This window comes from Pseudomonas sp. TMW22091 (assembly GCF_022496705.1).
Lineage (GTDB): Bacteria > Pseudomonadota > Gammaproteobacteria > Pseudomonadales > Pseudomonadaceae > Aquipseudomonas > Aquipseudomonas saxonica.
Window position 1 is genome coordinate 62,508 of sequence record NZ_SCFI01000015.1, and the last position, 15,864, is coordinate 78,371.

Genomic DNA, 15,864 nt, shown 5'->3' on the forward strand with positions numbered 1-15,864 from the left:
ACCAAGACCTTTGCGGATCGGTCCGTTAATGTGCGCGGACTTTATCGGCCAACTTTATTAAGTCGCTATCAGCTATTTCCTATAATCGAGAGGGATGCTTCCTCTTTGTTGGCGGTCGACAGTTTTCAAGGCCGCCTGAGCAGGTAAGTATCCATAATCCAGCCTTTGCGCTGCCGGGCTTGCTCGCGGGCTGTTTTGATCGCTTCACACACGTCCGCCAACTTGCCGGCAATCAGGATTTCATCGTCGGTGCCAATGTAGGCGCCCCAGTAAATATCGACGTCTTCACCGACAAACGCCTGAAACGCACAGTGGGCATCGAGCATCACCACTACATTGTCCAGATCCTCGGCCACCAGGCGCCGCCCCGTGGTGATACGAATCGGCTGGCCAATCTCGTTGAGCGGTACACGATGACGGGCAGCCAGCGCTTGCACGCTGCTGATGCCAGGAATCACTTCATAATCAAAATCGCTGCAGCCATTGGCCCGAACCCGATCCAGTATGCGCAACGTGCTGTCGTATAAGCCCGGCTCGCCCCATAGCAGGAAGGCACCGCACTCCCCTTCTGCCAGTTCTTCATCGATCAGACATGTAAACACTTCTGCCCGTTGTTCGTGCCAGTCTTCGACCCCTTGGGTGTACGACGGCGTGGCACTGTCGCGCTGCGGATCACTGACCTGCACCACGCGGTAGTTCGGCTCCTCGATATAGCGTTGGCAAATCTCCAGCCGCAGCCTGACCAGGTCCTCGGTGGTCTGGCCCTTGTCCAGAATAAAGAACACCGAGGCACGGTTCAGCGCATTGATCGCCTGGACGGTGATGTGCTCCGGGTTGCCTGCGCCGATACCGATTAAAAGCAGTGTTTTCATCCAATCGTGCTCTTTATGTGGAGGAACGTTAACCGGCGCTGGCAGGACGCCGGTGAAGTCGGCATGATCTGGCCCATAACTACTCTAGTAAGCACTTAACCATGACGCGACTCGCCCGAGCGACTGACCCGTCTTATGAACTGATGGACGACCATAACGGCCTGTCGATCATTTACCGCCAGCATGGTTTCCCATGCCCCTTGGTGCGCTGGCATTTTCACAAAGAATACGAACTGCACCTGATCACCGCCAGCAGCGGCAAAGTCTTCGTGGGCGACTATATCGGCAACTTTCATCCCCAGACGCTGTTTCTCACCGGGCCCAATCTGCCCCATAACTGGATCAGCCAGATTGGCGAACATGAAGTGGTGCCGACCCGCGACATGCTGGTCAACTTCACCGATGAGTTGCTGGAAAGCGCCACGCGGGTCTTTGCTGAACTCAAAGGCCTGGCGCCGCTGCTGGAGCGTGCCCAATACGGCATCGAGTTCCGTTGCCGCGACACCGTAGCCCAGGCGACAGAACTGATGCACGCCATCGCCGACTCCAGCGGCGTCACTCGTCTGGGGCACTTTCTGATACTGCTGCAACGGCTGGCCGATTGCGACGATTACCACTTGCTGTCAGGGCTGACTTCCAACCATTTGGCCGACGAGCACACCATCGACCGTACCCACCGCGCCGTGGAGTATATTTTTAACCACTACACCCGCGAACTGCCGCTTGAAGAGGTCGCTGCCTATATGGGCATGAAACCCACCTATTTCTCCCGTGTATTCAAACAAGCCACCGGTCGCTGCTTTATCGAGTTCGTTAATCGGCTGCGCATCAGCAAGTCCTGTGAGCTATTGGCCGACGGCGAGAAGCCGGTGACAGACGTGTGCTTCGAGTCCGGCTTCAACAATATTTCCAATTTCAACCGCCGTTTTCAGCAACTCAAAGGCATGACACCGTCACATTATCGGCGCCTCTCGGAACAGCGCATGACCGAGCAAAACCTGTCGCCATCGGGCGTTCGCCTGCGCAGTGCAAAATAGTATCAATTGAAGTGCTTCCAATGATTTGTCACGACGGTGTTGGCGGGCTGTAATCGGCCCACGTGCCAGCCTCAGGCTGGCAGCTATAAAAACAATAACCGTCCTTCAAATGCCCTCCCCGGCGGATGAAGAGGAGTGCTCAATGAATATTCCTGTCAAAGCGCTGTGTGTAGCGACCTGCATGACTGTCAGCGGCATCAGTCTGGGGGCACAGACCCTGACCATTGCCACCGTCAACAACAGCGACATGATCCGCATGCAAAAGCTGGCTAAAACCTTCGAGAGCGAGCACCCCGACATCAAGCTCAACTGGGTGGTGCTGGAAGAAAATGTCCTGCGCCAACGCCTGACCACCGATATTGCCACGCAAGGCGGTCAGTTCGACGTATTGACCATCGGTATGTACGAAGCCGCACTCTGGGGCGCCAAGGGTTGGCTTGAGCCGATGAACGACCTGCCGGCCAGTTATGCCCTTGATGATGTGTTCCCTGCGGTACGCGAAGGGCTGTCGGTCAACGGCACGCTTTACGCCCTGCCGTTTTACGCTGAAAGCTCGATGACCTACTACCGCACCGACCTGTTCAAGGACGCGGGGCTGAGCATGCCTGAACACCCGACGTGGGAGCAGATCGCTCAGTTCGCCAAAGTGCTGAACAAACCGGAGCAGGAGCAATATGGCCTGTGCCTGCGCGGCAAAGCGGGTTGGGGTGAGAACATTACAGTGATTACCACACTGGCCAACGCATTCGGCGCCCGCTGGTTTAATGAAAAGTGGCAGCCCGAGTTCGATGGCCCGGAGTGGAAGAACGCCCTGAACTTTTATGTGAATACCCTGAAAGAGTCCGGCCCGCCGGGCGCAACCAGCAACGGCTTTAATGAAAACCTGGCGCTTTTCAACAGCGGTAAATGCGCCATCTGGGTCGATGCCAGCGTGGCCGGTTCGTTTGTCACGGACAAAACCCAGAGCAAAGTCGCCGATCATGTCGGTTTTGCTTTCGCCCCCCACCAGGTCACTGACAAAGGCAGTGCCTGGCAGTACTCATGGGCCCTGGCCGTTCCCGCCACATCCAAAGCCAAGGATGCTGCCAAATCGTTCAGTACCTGGGCCACGTCCAAGGAATACGGCGCGCTGGTGGCGGAGAAAGACGGCATTGCCAATGTGCCGCCGGGCACCCGCGCCTCGACGTACAGCGACGCCTATCTGGCCGCCGCTCCCTTCGCCAAGGTCACACTGGAGTCGCTCAAAGCCGCTAACCCTAAAGACCCGACGCTTAAGCCTGTGCCGTACGTGGGCATTCAACTGGTGACCATTCCCGAGTTTCAGGCCATCGGCACGCAGGTTGGCAAGTTGTTCAGCGCAGCGCTGATCGGGCAGACCAGCGTCGATCAGGCACTCGCGGCCGCGCAACAAACCACCGAACGCGAGATGAAACGCGCGGGCTATCCCAAGTAAACACGGCCCGCGCCTGTAGTCGCTGCCGAAGGCTGCGAGGGGTTGCTCTGCAACCCGTTTTCTCGAAGCCCCGACGCAGCTTTTCCCAGCCGTCGGCAGCCACACCAGGACACGCCCCAATTAAGGTGTAATCACCATGACAATATCGAGTGTTAGCGCTGCACTTGAGCCATCGCTGCCCACGCGCAAGCCGCGCCGGTTCGATCCCAGCTGGTTTCTGGTGTCACCGTCGGTGGCCTTGCTGCTGCTATGGATGATCGTGCCGCTAGGCATGACGCTGTACTTTTCCCTGATCCGCTACAACTTGCTCTACCCCGGTGAAAACGAGTTTGTCGGGCTGGAAAACTTCACCTACTTCCTGACCGACACAGGCTTTTTGCCCGGCGCTACCAACACTCTGCTGCTGGTTGGCAGTGTGTTGCTGATCAGCGTGGTACTTGGGGTACTGATCAGTGCCTTGCTCGAAGCGACCGATTTTATGGGCCGCGGGATTGTGCGCGTATTGCTGATCTCGCCGTTCTTCATCATGCCCACGGTGGGCGCACTGGTCTGGAAAAACCTGATCTTTCACCCGGTCTCCGGTGTGCTCGCCGCGGTGTGGAAGCTATTTGGTGCCCAGCCGGTGGACTGGCTGGCGCATTACCCCTTGCTGTCGATCATCATCATTGTGTCGTGGCAATGGTTGCCGTTCGCGATCTTGATTCTGATGACCGCCATGCAGTCCCTCGACCAGGAACAGAAGGAAGCCGCGCGGCTGGACGGCGCCGGCCCCATTGCAATTTTCTGGCACCTGACCCTGCCGCATCTGGCGCGTCCGATTGCCGTGGTGGTGATGATTGAAACCATCTTTCTGCTGTCGGTTTTTGCCGAGATTTTCACCACCACCAACGGTGGCCCCGGCTATGCCTCCACCAACCTGGCGTACCTGATCTACAACCAGGCGCTGGTGCAGTTCGATGTCGGCATGGCCTCGGCCGGCGGCTTGATTGCCGTGGTCATCGCCAATATCGCTGCCATCCTGCTGGTGCGCATGCTGGGCAAAAACCTGACAGACAAGCCGTGAGGGCACAGTGATGACACTTCAACAATCCCGTCGTCTGCAAAGCGTGCTGCTCGGCACGCTGGCCTGGGCCATCGCAATCCTGATCTTCTTTCCGATTTTCTGGATGGTGCTGACCAGTTTCAAAACCGAGATCGATGCGTTTGCCACACCGCCACAGTTCATCTTCACCCCGACGCTGGAAAACTACGTTCACATTGAAGACCGCAGCGGCTATTTCCGCTTTGCTTGGAACTCGGTGGTGATCTCCTTCACCGCGACCGCCCTGTGCATGCTGATTGCCATCCCGGCCGCGTACTCGATGGCGTTCTACGAAACCAAGCGCACCAAGGGCACGTTGCTGTGGATGCTCTCCACCAAAATGTTGCCGCCGGTGGGCGTGCTGATGCCGATCTACCTGCTGGCCAAGAGTTTTGGCCTGCTCGACACCCGCACTGCGCTGATCATCATTTACACCCTGATCAACCTGCCGATTGTGGTGTGGATGATTTACACCTACTTCAAGGACATTCCCAAAGACATCCTTGAAGCTGCCCGGCTGGACGGGGCCACCCTGTGGCAGGAGATGGTTCGCGTGTTGCTGCCCATCAGCAAGGGCGGTTTGGCCTCGACCCTGCTGCTGTCATTGATCCTGTGCTGGAACGAAGCCTTTTGGTCACTGAACCTGACGTCCTCCAACGCCGCGCCGTTGACCGCTCTGATCGCCTCTTACTCAAGCCCTGAAGGTTTGTTCTGGGCCAAATTATCGGCCGTCTCGACGCTGGCCTGTGCGCCGATTTTGATTTTCGGCTGGATCAGTCAAAAGCAACTGGTACGCGGCTTGTCCTTTGGCGCGGTTAAATAAAATATCGAGTGGAGGCCCGTCATGGCCCATCTGAAAATCAACAATCTGCAAAAAGGTTTTGAAGGCTTCCCGATCATCAAAGGCATTGACCTTGAAGTGAACGACCGGGAGTTCGTGGTCTTTGTCGGTCCGTCGGGCTGTGGCAAATCCACCCTGCTGCGCCTGATTGCCGGGCTTGAAGAAGTGACCGCCGGGACCATCGAGCTGGATGGCCGCGACATCACCGAGGTCACTCCGGCCAAGCGCGATCTGGCGATGGTCTTCCAGACTTACGCGCTGTACCCCCACATGACCGTGCGCAAAAACATGTCCTTTGCTCTGGACCTGGCGGGCGTGGCCAAGGCCGAGGTTGAGAAAAAGGTCAATGAAGCCGCCCATATTCTTGAACTGGCGCCGCTGCTGGAACGCAAACCCAAACACCTGTCCGGCGGGCAGCGCCAACGGGTAGCGATTGGCCGGGCGATTGTGCGCAACCCCAAGATATTCCTGTTTGACGAACCGCTGTCCAACCTGGATGCCGCCCTGAGGGTACAAATGCGTCTGGAATTGGCACGCTTGCACCAGGAATTGCAGGCCACGATGATTTACGTGACCCACGATCAGGTCGAAGCCATGACCCTGGCTGACAAGGTGGTGGTACTCAATGCGGGCAAAGTCGAGCAGGTCGGCTCACCGCTGGAGCTGTATCACCAGCCCGCCAACCTGTTTGTGGCAGGTTTTCTGGGCACCCCGAAAATGGGCTTTTTGAAAGGCACCATCAGCCGTATCGATGCCTTGGGTTGCGACGTTCAACTGGACGCCGGCACCCGCATCCAGCTGCCCTTGAGCGGTCCTTCGTTGAGCCTTGGCAGTTCGGTCACGCTGGGTATTCGTCCCGAACACCTGAACCTTGCCAAACCCGGCGAATGCACCCTGACCGTCACCGCCGATGTCAGTGAACGGCTGGGCAGCGACACCTTTTGCCACGTCAACACGGCGTGTGGCGAGCCACTGACCCTGCGTATCCGCGGTGATATGGCCAGCCGCTACGGGGAGCAATTGCAGTTGCATCTGGACAGTGAGCATTGCCACCTCTTCGACGCAGAGGGGCTGGCCATGACCCGTCCACTGCGCGCTGCTGCCTAACGGAATAGCCCCCATGAAACTGAATCGTCGTAACCTCGAACACCTGACTGACCGCGTGGCCAAGCCTGTTTACCTGGCTCAGGCCACCCGGCACGGCATCGCCCATATCGGCGTTGGCGGCTTTCACCGCGCCCATCAGGCGTATTACACCGATCAACTGCTCAATTCTGGCCGCGACCTGGACTGGAGCATCTGTGGCATTGGCTTGCGCGATGAGGACCGTAAAGTCCGTGACGACCTGGCTGGCCAGGATTACCTCTACACCCTGTTTGAACTGGACGACGGCGACGACAGCCAAAGCCGCATCATTGGCTCGATCAGCGACATGTTGCTGGCACAGGACAGCATTGGCGCGGTCATCGACAAATTGGCCAGCCCTGACATTCGCATTGTCTCGTTGACCATCACCGAAGGGGGGTATTGCATCGACGACAGCAACGGCGAGTTTATGGCCTCGTTGCCGCAGATTCAGCATGACCTGGCCCACCCCGATACGCCGACCAGTGTGTTCGGCGTACTCAGCGCCGCCCTCGCCCGGCGACGTGCAGACGGCACCCAGGCATTCACCGTGATGTCGTGCGATAACCTGCCGCACAACGGTGGCGTGGCGCGCAAAGCGCTGCTGGCCTTTGCCGCCCTGCTGGATGTGGAACTGCATGACTGGATTGCCGAGCATGTGAGCTTTCCCAATGCGATGGTTGACCGCATAACGCCCATGACCAGTGATGCCCATCGTCAGCAACTGCACGACCAGTTGGGTATCGACGACGCCTGGCCCGTGGTGTGTGAGCCGTTTGTTCAGTGGGTGCTGGAAGATAATTTCTGCAACGGTCGCCCGGCCTGGGAAACGGTCGGCGTGCAGTTCACCCATGACGTCAGCCCTTATGAAGCGATGAAAATCAAACTGCTAAACGGCAGCCATCTGGCGCTGACATACCTGGGGTTCCTCAAGGGTTATCGCTTCGTTCACGAAACGATGAATGACCCGCTGTTTGTGGCGTATATGCGTGCGTACATGGACAAGGATGTGACGCCGCAACTGGCCGACGTGCCGGGGATTGATCTGACCATCTATAAGGACACGCTGGTCGAGCGTTTTTCCAATCAGGCCATTGCCGACCAATTGGAGCGAGTGTGCTCGGATGGCTCGTCCAAGTTTCCCAAATTCACCGTGCCAACCATTGAGCAGTTGATTAGTGACGGGGGTGAGTTGAGGCGTGCGGCGCTGGTGGTTGCGGCGTGGGCGCTGTACCTCAAAGGGGTTGATGAAACAGGCCAGACATATGCGATACCCGATCCTCGGGCTGAATTTTGCCAAGGGTTGGTGGCGGATGAGGCACTGATGGTGCCGCGACTGTTGGCCGTTGAGGAAATATTTGGCAGTGTGATCGGGCAGTCGCAGGCATTTGCTGCGGCAGTTGAGTGGGGCGTGAAGAGTTTGCGGGAGGTGGGCGTGAGTGGAACGCTTGAGAGGGTGGTGCGGCTGTAAAGCCCCTCACCCTAGCCCTCTCCCAAAGGGAGAGGGGACTTGACCGAGGTGGTTTGCGGTTCAGCGCAATTCTCCTACCACCCCCAATCAGCCCCTCGCCCTCTGGGAGGAAGATATTGAACGAAGTGTTTGCGGTTCAGCGCAATTCTCCTGCCACCCCCCAATCAGCCCCTCGCCCTCTGGGAGGAAGATATTGAACGAGGTGTTTGCGGTTCAGCGCAATTCTCCAACCACCCCCAATCAGCCCCTCGCCCTCTGGGAGGAAGATATTGAACGAGGTGTTTTCGGATTCAGCGCAATTCTCCTACCACCCCCAATCAGTCCCCTCTCCCTCTGGGAGAGGGTTAGGGTGAGGGTGCTTTTGATCTTGATAAGGCCACAGCCATGAACAATTTGTTTCTGGGCATCGATTGCGGAACCCAAGGCACCAAAGCGCTGGTGCTGGACAGCGATACCGGGCAAGTCCTGGGCATAGGCTCAGCCCCGCACACCCTGATTCAAGGCGAACACGGTCGCCGCGAGCAAGACACTGAGCAATGGCTAAACGCCCTCGCACTGGCCACCGATCAAGCGCTTGCCCAGGCCAATATCGATGGCCAGCACATCCGCGGTATCAGCGTCAGTGGCCAACAACACGGGCTGGTCTTGCTGAACGCACAGGGGCAAGTCTTGCGCCCGGCCAAACTCTGGTGCGACACCCAATCGACCCCCGAGAACAACCAGTTGCTGGACTGGCTCGGCGGCGAATCCGGCTGCCTTGAACGTCTGGGGCTGGTTATCGCACCGGGCTACACCGTCTCCAAACTGCTCTGGACACGCGACCATCACCCGCAGATTTTCGCGCAAATCGCTCATGTCCTGCTGCCCCATGACTACCTCAACCATTGGCTGACTGGTCGCAGCTGTAGCGAGTATGGCGACGCCAGCGGCACCGGTTACTTCAATGTAAAAACGCGCCAATGGGACCTTGGCATCCTGCGCCATATTGACCCCGGCGGACGGCTCGAACGCGCCCTCCCCGAACTGATTGAATCCCATCAACCCGTGGGCACCCTGCGCCCGGAGGTGGCCCGCCTATTGGGCTTGAACCCTCAGGCCGTGGTGGCCAGCGGTGGCGGTGACAATATGCTCGGCGCCATCGGCACCGGCAATATCGAGCCCGGCATCATCACCATGAGCCTGGGCTCATCCGGCACGGTGTACGCCTTTGATCAGCAGCCGCCGACCCACCCGGACGCCAGTGTGGCCGGCTTTTGTTCGTCTACAGGTGGCTGGCTGCCGCTGATCTGCACCCTCAACCTGACCACAACCACCAGCGCAGTGCGCGAATTGCTGTCGCTGTCTCTCAACGACTTCAATACCCTGGCCGGTCAGGCGCCCATTGGCGCCGAAGGCGTCAGCATGCTGCCCTTTCTCAATGGCGAGCGTGTACCCGCCCTGCCCGACGCAACGGGCAGCATTCAGGGCCTGACGCTGACCACTATGACCCCGGCCAATATCTGCCGGGCCGCACTGGAAGGCACCACCTATGGCTTACGTTACGGTCTGGATCTACTGCGCGCCAACGGCGTACAAAGCCAGACCATCCGCCTGGTGGGCGGCGGATCAAAAAGTCCGTTGTGGCGTCAGTTGGTTGCCGACATCATGAACACCCCGGTCATCTGTACCGAACAAAGCGAAGCCGCGGCATTGGGGGCGGCGATTCAGGCGGCCTGGTGCGTGTCAGCCGGCAAGCAAACGCTGGCCGATCTCTGCCAGCGCTGCGTGCGCCTTGACCCCACGAGCGAGAGCCGGCCCATTGCCGAAAACGTTCAAGCCTACGAACAACTCTATCTGCGCTACCGTCAACAGGTCGCAGCCTTATCCGAGTGAATGTTATGTATCTGGTATGTGGAGAAGCACTGTTTGATTTTTTCGCTCAGGCCGACAGCCGTGAGCAGGCCAATCGGGTCGATTTCAAGGCAATTGCCGGCGGTTCGCCCTTCAACGTGGCCGTGGGCTTACGCCGTCTGGGGGTTGAGGCCGGGCTGTTTGCCGGGCTGTCCACCGACTATCTGGGCCGTCGTTTAAAGCGCGTCCTGATGGACGAAGGCGTCAGCGATCAATTTTTGCTGGATGTGGACTCCCCCACCACGCTGGCGATGGTGGCCCTGGACGCCAACGGCTCGCCCGCCTATAGCTTTCGAGGCGAAGGGTGCGCCGATCGGCAACTGCACGCTCACCATCTGCCCGAACTCGGCCCGCAAGTGCGCGGTATCCATGTCGGATCCTTTTCGTTGGTGGTGCAACCGATAGCCGACACTTTGCTCGCACTCGTGCAACGCGAAAGCGGGCAACGCTTGATCAGTCTCGACCCCAATGTGCGGCTCAATCCACAACCGGACATCAACCTGTGGCGCGAGCGCATCAACCAGCTCATTCCTTACGCTGATCTGATCAAGGTCAGTGATGAAGACCTCGAGCTGCTGTATCCGGGGCAAGATCCCGAACAGATAGCCCAGTCATGGCTGAAACAGCGTTGCCAACTGGTGTTTTTGACCCGTGGCGCGGACGGTGCCAGCGTATTCAGCCGTACCCATGGCCACCATGCTGTCGCAGCCATCCCGGTCAAGGTCGCTGACACCGTGGGCGCAGGCGATACCTTTCAGGCGGCGATCATTGCCTGGCTTACCGAGCACAACCTGGACTCGGTTGCAGGGTTACAGCAACTGAGCCTGTCGCAACTTCACGACCTGCTCGATTTCGCCAGCCGGGCGGCAGCGCTGACCTGCAGCAAAACTGGCCCGGATTTGCCCTACCGCACAGAACTGTGAGCAAGGCCGCGCGGTTTAAAAGATCGACAGGTTGTAGCTGACGATCAAACGGGTTTCATCCACGTCGCGGGCGAACTTCGAATAGTTGGTGCGATACGTGGCGTTACGCAGGCGAAAGCTCAAGTCCTTGAACGTGCCACCTTGCACGACATACTTGAGCTCGCTGTCGCGCTCCCACTCTTTGCCCTCCCCGTCGCGGCCCTTGACGTTGATATGATCGCCGTTCACATAGCGGGTCATAAAGGTCAGGCCCTTGACGCCCACGGCCTTGAAATCATAGTCATAACGCAGTTGCCAGGAACGTTCCTGAGCGTTGGCGAAGTCGTTGACCTGCAAGTAGTTGACCAGATACGGGTTGCTGCCATCCAGGTACGGCATCGATGTTTCGCCGTTCATGCGCTGCCCGCCCACGCCGAACTTGTGCCCGCCCAGCGAGTAGGTCAGCAGCGCACCCAGCGCGCGGTTGTCGATGGTCGAGGCCTTGGCCGAACCGGCGTTGTCACTCTTGAGCAAGCGCACATCCGCCGCCAGCACGCCGGGGCCTATCGGTTGATTAGCCAAAAGACCGACAAAGTGCTGACGATAAATGTCTTCCAGCTCGCCATATTGGTACTGCGCCGTCAGACGGTCATTCACCTTGTAATCCAGCCCGTACAAGGTGAAATGATCGGCGGTGATATCACAGGCATAGCGCTTGTTTTTGCAGTTCAGACGCAAGTCCTGTGAATCGCTTGAGTCACGCGCGGTATAGCGGTTCAGGCGCGAGGCGGTGAACGTCAGGTCTTTGATTTCCTGCGAGACCAGCATGGCGCCATTGAACATGTTCGGCAGCAAGCGGCCGTCGTTGTACTTGAGCAACGGCAGATCTGGCAGTAACGCGCCGTATTTAAGAACGGTCTCGGAAACGCGCATTTTTGCGGTCAGGCCGAACTTGGCGTACTGATCTTTGGAACGACGCGGGTCATGGCCTGTCGAAGGCATAAGACCGCTGTTGCTGTCGGCCGGGCTGGAGTCCAGTTTGATCCCCAGCATGCCCAGCGCATCAAGGCCAAACCCCACGGTGCCTTCGGTATAACCCGATTGCACATTAAGGATAAAACCTTCTGCGGTCTCTTCGCGTTTGGAGGCGCCTTGGGGGCTGGAGCTGCTGCCATCGCGAAAATCGCGGTTGAAATACACCGTACGGGCTTCCAGCTTGGCGCTGCTGTCTTCAAAAAAACCGCCCGCTTGCGTGTTAGCCGCAAAACCGGCGCACACCGCCAGCGCGCTAACCCGAGCAACCCGGCAGTGAGACAATGAAAAAGGGACAACCATGGACGAGCTCCAACAGCGAATCATTCGCACAACAAAACCAATCGAAGATCTACCGACTGCCTGTGGCAGCACGGTTTACCTCAATCCAGAAAAAACGCGCAATTGTACGAAAGGCTTAGCCGGACACTCATACGACCTTAGTCGAAGGCTCAATCTCAAGGCTTTTCGCCCAAAAGATGGCCTTTTGCCGGTATCCAGCATTAAATACGCACTTTTTTAGATTCAGACTCGGGACTTATCCATGAGCGTTGTATTTTCTGGCAGTCAACGCCGCTCGCTCGCCCTCAGCCCCTTGGGGGATGTTGCAGACTGGCCGCAAAGTTTGCGCACCACTGCGCAAGTGGTACTCAGCTCGCCTGTCCCCATGCTTTTGCTATGGGGCGAACAACTGACGCAGGTGTACAACGACAGCTTTGCAGTACTGGCCGGGCATAAACACCCCACCGCTTTTACCCAGCCGTTCCACCTCTGCTGGCCGGAGTACAGCACGTACAGCCAGCCGATCATTAAAGCGGTGCTGGCGGGTCAAAGCCTGTCATATGTCGACCAGTACTATGTGCTGCCCGATCACCAGCACGCGACCGAACTATGGCTCGACCTGACCTTCAGCCCCGTGCGCGATGAGCAAGGCAAGGTTGCCGGCATATTAATGATTGCGGTGCAAATATCCCGTCGGCGCACGGCACTCAAGCAAACCTCAAAAGCCCTGCGTGAGCTCAATGAAACCCTGGAAGAGCGTGTCGCCGAGCGCACCCAGGCCCTGGCGCAGGCCAATCAGCAATTACAACACGAGATGCTTGAGCGTGAGCGGGTCGAGGACGCGCTGCTGCATGCGCAAAAAATGGAAGCGGTCGGTCAATTGACGGGCGGTATTGCTCACGATTTCAACAACATGCTGACCGGAATCATTGCCAGTCTGGACTTAATGAAACGCTACATCGCAGCAGGCCGCAGTGACGAAATTGACCGTTTTACCGATGCTGCGGTGTCCTCTGCGCAGCGTGCGGCAGCACTGACCCACCGTTTGCTGGTGTTTTCCAGGCGTCAGTCGCTGGACAGAAAGCCGCTGGACCCCAACGTGCTGGTCAACTCCTTGCAGGCATTATTCAACAGTTCCAAAGGCGCGAAGATCCAGCTGGTTATTGAACTGGGCCAAGACATCTGGCCGGTCAATACCGATACAGGGCAACTTGAAAGTGCCCTGCTCAACCTGATAGTCAACGCCCGGGATGCCATGCCCGATGGTGGAACACTGAGCATCAAAACGGCGAACAGTGTGCTTGATGGCCGCACGATCAGCAGCCTTGAAACCGTTAACTCGGGTGATTACGTGATGTTTGAAGTGTCTGACAACGGTACAGGCATGAACCCGCAGATCCTTGCCAAAGCCTTTGATCCCTTCTTCACTACCAAACCGGTAGGCGTCGGCACCGGACTTGGTCTGTCGATGATTTACGGTTTTGCCCAACAGTCAGGCGGGCATGTCAGCCTCAGCAGCGAAGTGGGTGTGGGCACCTGCGTGCGGGTGTACCTGCCGCGCCATGTTGAAGAAACTCAGGCATAATCCGCGGCCGCGCACATTGCCCCACAGTTCCAAGGTCCCACGACATGAAAGCTCAAGCCCGCCATATATTGGTAAAAACTGCCGAAGAAGCCGAAGCATTAAAGCAACGCATTGCCAAGGGCGAAGCGTTCGATGTGTTGGCCAAGAAATTTTCGACCTGCCCGTCGGGCAAACGCGGTGGAGATCTGGGTGAAGTGCGACCGGGGCAGATGGTGGGTGTGATTGACCAGATTATTTTCAAAAAACCGTTGCGAGTGGTGCACGGGCCGGTCAAAAGTAAGTTTGGTTATCACTTGGTGCAAGTGTTTTACCGAGATTAATCAGCGGTCCTGCGGCCCGCATCGCAGCCTTCGTGCCTCGACAGCGGCTACAAGAGCGTAAGCGAGCATTTGATTGTGATCTTGATCTTGCTTGTGATCTTGATCTTGCTTGTGATCTTGATCTTGCTTGTGATCTTGATCTTGATTTGCCGCCCCTTCGGGAGGCCGAGTGGAGGTTTCGCGGAGTGGGTCGACCGGCATGGATGCCGGGAGAGCTGCGATCGGGCCATGGATGGCCCGTCGCAGCGTGCCCACGGAGCGGGACCGGAGTGAGGGACACCTGAGCGAAGCGAGGGCCGTACGCGGGGGCGGAAGCGCTTTGGTTACTTTGCCGCTTTTGCAAAGTGACACGCCGTAAGGGCGTAACCATTACGTCGGCTAGACGCTAATAATGGATATGTACTCGAAGCCTTCAATTGGCCAGCGTACATATCCTTTTGATGTATTAAACCTTTCTACGGGTTCCGCCCTTACGGCGGCTCACTTTTGTCAAACAGCCACAAAAGTAAGCAAAAAGTCCTTGCCCTACCATACGGCCGAGCTCGCCTAGGCTCGCCCGGTGCCTTCACTCCGGCACTGTTATGGGGGCACGCCGCGACGGGCCATCCTTGGCCCGATCGCGGCTGGCTCGGCGTCCTGCCTCGCCACCCCCATAACAGCACCTACGTTCAGCCTCCTGTGATGGGCCTCAGCGTCGTTCCCACTGTTTCGGTGGCGGCAGTGGCATTGTTTTAGAAGCTACAAGCTACAAGCTTGCAGCTCACAGCCTAAATCTCAGAACGTGATCTCTATCGCCTCAACCACCTTGAACTGCTCATCCACCACACAGCCAGTTCGCCATTTATCGAAGGTCAGACAAGGGTGTGAAGTACCAAAACTGATAATGTCCCCTACCCGAAGCTCAGTGCCGGGTGCCACGGTCATAAACGCATGCTGATCCATCACCGCCGTCACCTTGCACGCGCTGACGTCATCACCCACTCCGGGCAAAACACCTTCGCGGTAGCGCTTCAACGGCATCGGCAATCCGGCATCGTAGGCAACGTCACGTTTACCCAGCGCAATAACGGCAAAACCCGGCTCAGGCAACGATTGCACATGGGCCCAGACTTCCAGCGCCGGGCGTAACCCTTCATGCAGATCGCTGCGTCGATCCAGCACACAACATTGTGCTTCTTTATAGATACCGTGATCGTGAACCACATAGCTGCCAGGGCGCAGGACACTCAGAAAACGCCCGCTGGCCGCTTCAGCTTCAAACCCTTCGGCAATCAGGTCATACCAGGCTGAACCCGAGGCCGTGATGATCGGCTTGTCGAGGGCAAACGCGCCTTCACGTTGCAGTTGCAGGGCCAATCGCACCAGGGATGCCGCAAACGCACGAATTCCGTCGACCGCGTGTTCCCCGTGGATAACCCCTTCGTAGCCTTCAATCCCACAGAGGGCGAGCGCCGGTTGTGCCTTGATCGCCTGCGCCAAAGCCAGTACTTCATCTTCAGTGCGGCAACCACAACGGCCACCGACAACACCGTACTCAATCATTACGTTGAGACGTTGGCCGCGCTCAGCAAAAAACGCACCGAGGGCCGCAACGTTGTCCGGGTGGTCGACCATGCAGTAAAACTCGAATGCCGGGTCGTCCTGCAGGTCGGCAATCAACGCCATGTTGGCGCGGCCCACTAGTTGGTTCGCCATCAATACCCGACGCACACCACCGGCATACGCCGTGCAGGTCTGCACCGCCGTGGCCAGGGTCAGACCCCAGGCACCCTGCTCCAATTGGCGGCGAAACAGCGCCGGGGCCATGCTGGTTTTGCCGTGCGGAGCCAGTACGGCACCACTGCGGGTTACAAAATCCTGCATCCAGGCAATGTTGTGCTCCAGCGCATCGCGATGAATCACCAGCGCAGGCAAACTTACGTCGCGTACCAGATCAGCACCCGGCTGGGCAGCACCTTTCAAAATCATCGACA

General features: G+C 57.9%; 12 protein-coding genes and 1 pseudogene. 10 read left to right on the top strand and 3 right to left on the bottom strand.

The features are described from left to right. Window positions 1-125 precede the first annotated feature (125 nt). Complete coding sequence (gene cobF, locus EQV93_RS20930) at window positions 126-872, bottom strand: precorrin-6A synthase (deacetylating) (protein WP_240892375.1); 747 nt, start codon at window positions 870-872, stop codon at window positions 126-128. 101 nt (window positions 873-973) lie between these two features. On the opposite strand from cobF, the gene EQV93_RS20935 reads away from it, so the two are divergent. From EQV93_RS20935 to EQV93_RS20970, 8 genes are all read left to right on the top strand, one after another. Continuing rightward, window positions 974-1,909 (top strand): AraC family transcriptional regulator, encoded by a 936-nt coding sequence (locus EQV93_RS20935; protein ID WP_122782138.1) that lies wholly within the window; start codon window positions 974-976, stop codon window positions 1,907-1,909. Window positions 1,910-2,051: 142 nt separating this feature from the next. After that, window positions 2,052-3,362, top strand: a complete 1,311-nt coding sequence (locus EQV93_RS20940; RefSeq protein WP_122782139.1) for an ABC transporter substrate-binding protein — start codon at window positions 2,052-2,054, stop codon at window positions 3,360-3,362. A 136-nt stretch (window positions 3,363-3,498) separates the two neighbouring features. Beyond that, window positions 3,499-4,425, top strand: a complete 927-nt coding sequence (locus EQV93_RS20945; protein WP_122782140.1) for a carbohydrate ABC transporter permease — start codon at window positions 3,499-3,501, stop codon at window positions 4,423-4,425. A 7-nt stretch (window positions 4,426-4,432) separates the two neighbouring features. Continuing rightward, window positions 4,433-5,266 (top strand): carbohydrate ABC transporter permease, encoded by an 834-nt coding sequence (locus EQV93_RS20950; RefSeq protein WP_122782141.1) that lies wholly within the window; start codon window positions 4,433-4,435, stop codon window positions 5,264-5,266. 21 nt (window positions 5,267-5,287) lie between these two features. Then, complete coding sequence (locus tag EQV93_RS20955) at window positions 5,288-6,391, top strand: ABC transporter ATP-binding protein (protein WP_122782142.1); 1,104 nt, start codon at window positions 5,288-5,290, stop codon at window positions 6,389-6,391. 13 nt (window positions 6,392-6,404) lie between these two features. Beyond that, window positions 6,405-7,880 carry a mannitol dehydrogenase family protein gene (locus tag EQV93_RS20960; RefSeq protein WP_240892376.1) on the top strand — a complete coding sequence of 492 codons (1,476 nt, stop codon included), beginning with the start codon at window positions 6,405-6,407 and terminating at the stop codon, window positions 7,878-7,880. Between the two features lie 384 nt (window positions 7,881-8,264). After that, on the top strand, window positions 8,265-9,752 hold the full coding sequence (gene xylB, locus EQV93_RS20965) for a xylulokinase (RefSeq protein WP_240892377.1): 1,488 nt from the start codon (window positions 8,265-8,267) through the stop codon (window positions 9,750-9,752). A gap of 5 nt (window positions 9,753-9,757) precedes the next feature. Next, the gene (locus EQV93_RS20970; RefSeq protein WP_146387622.1) at window positions 9,758-10,693 is read left to right on the top strand and encodes a carbohydrate kinase family protein; all 936 of its coding nucleotides are present in this window, start codon (window positions 9,758-9,760) and stop codon (window positions 10,691-10,693) included. A 15-nt stretch (window positions 10,694-10,708) separates the two neighbouring features. On the opposite strand, the gene EQV93_RS20975 is transcribed toward EQV93_RS20970, so the two are convergent. Then, entirely contained in the window at window positions 10,709-12,007 is a 1,299-nt protein-coding gene (locus EQV93_RS20975; RefSeq protein WP_240892378.1) for an OprD family porin, read from the bottom strand. Between the two features lie 241 nt (window positions 12,008-12,248). On the opposite strand from EQV93_RS20975, the pseudogene EQV93_RS20980 reads away from it, so the two are divergent. Continuing rightward, window positions 12,249-13,547 (top strand): annotated as a pseudogene (locus tag EQV93_RS20980) (ATP-binding protein); the annotation flags it as partial. Between the two features lie 68 nt (window positions 13,548-13,615). Then, on the top strand, window positions 13,616-13,891 hold the full coding sequence (locus EQV93_RS20985; RefSeq protein ID WP_122782148.1) for a peptidylprolyl isomerase: 276 nt from the start codon (window positions 13,616-13,618) through the stop codon (window positions 13,889-13,891). 774 nt (window positions 13,892-14,665) lie between these two features. Here the strand turns inward: EQV93_RS20985 and EQV93_RS20990 are convergent. Next, window positions 14,666-15,859 carry an amino acid deaminase gene (locus tag EQV93_RS20990; RefSeq protein ID WP_240892379.1) on the bottom strand — a complete coding sequence of 398 codons (1,194 nt, stop codon included), beginning with the start codon at window positions 15,857-15,859 and terminating at the stop codon, window positions 14,666-14,668. Window positions 15,860-15,864 lie beyond the last annotated feature (5 nt).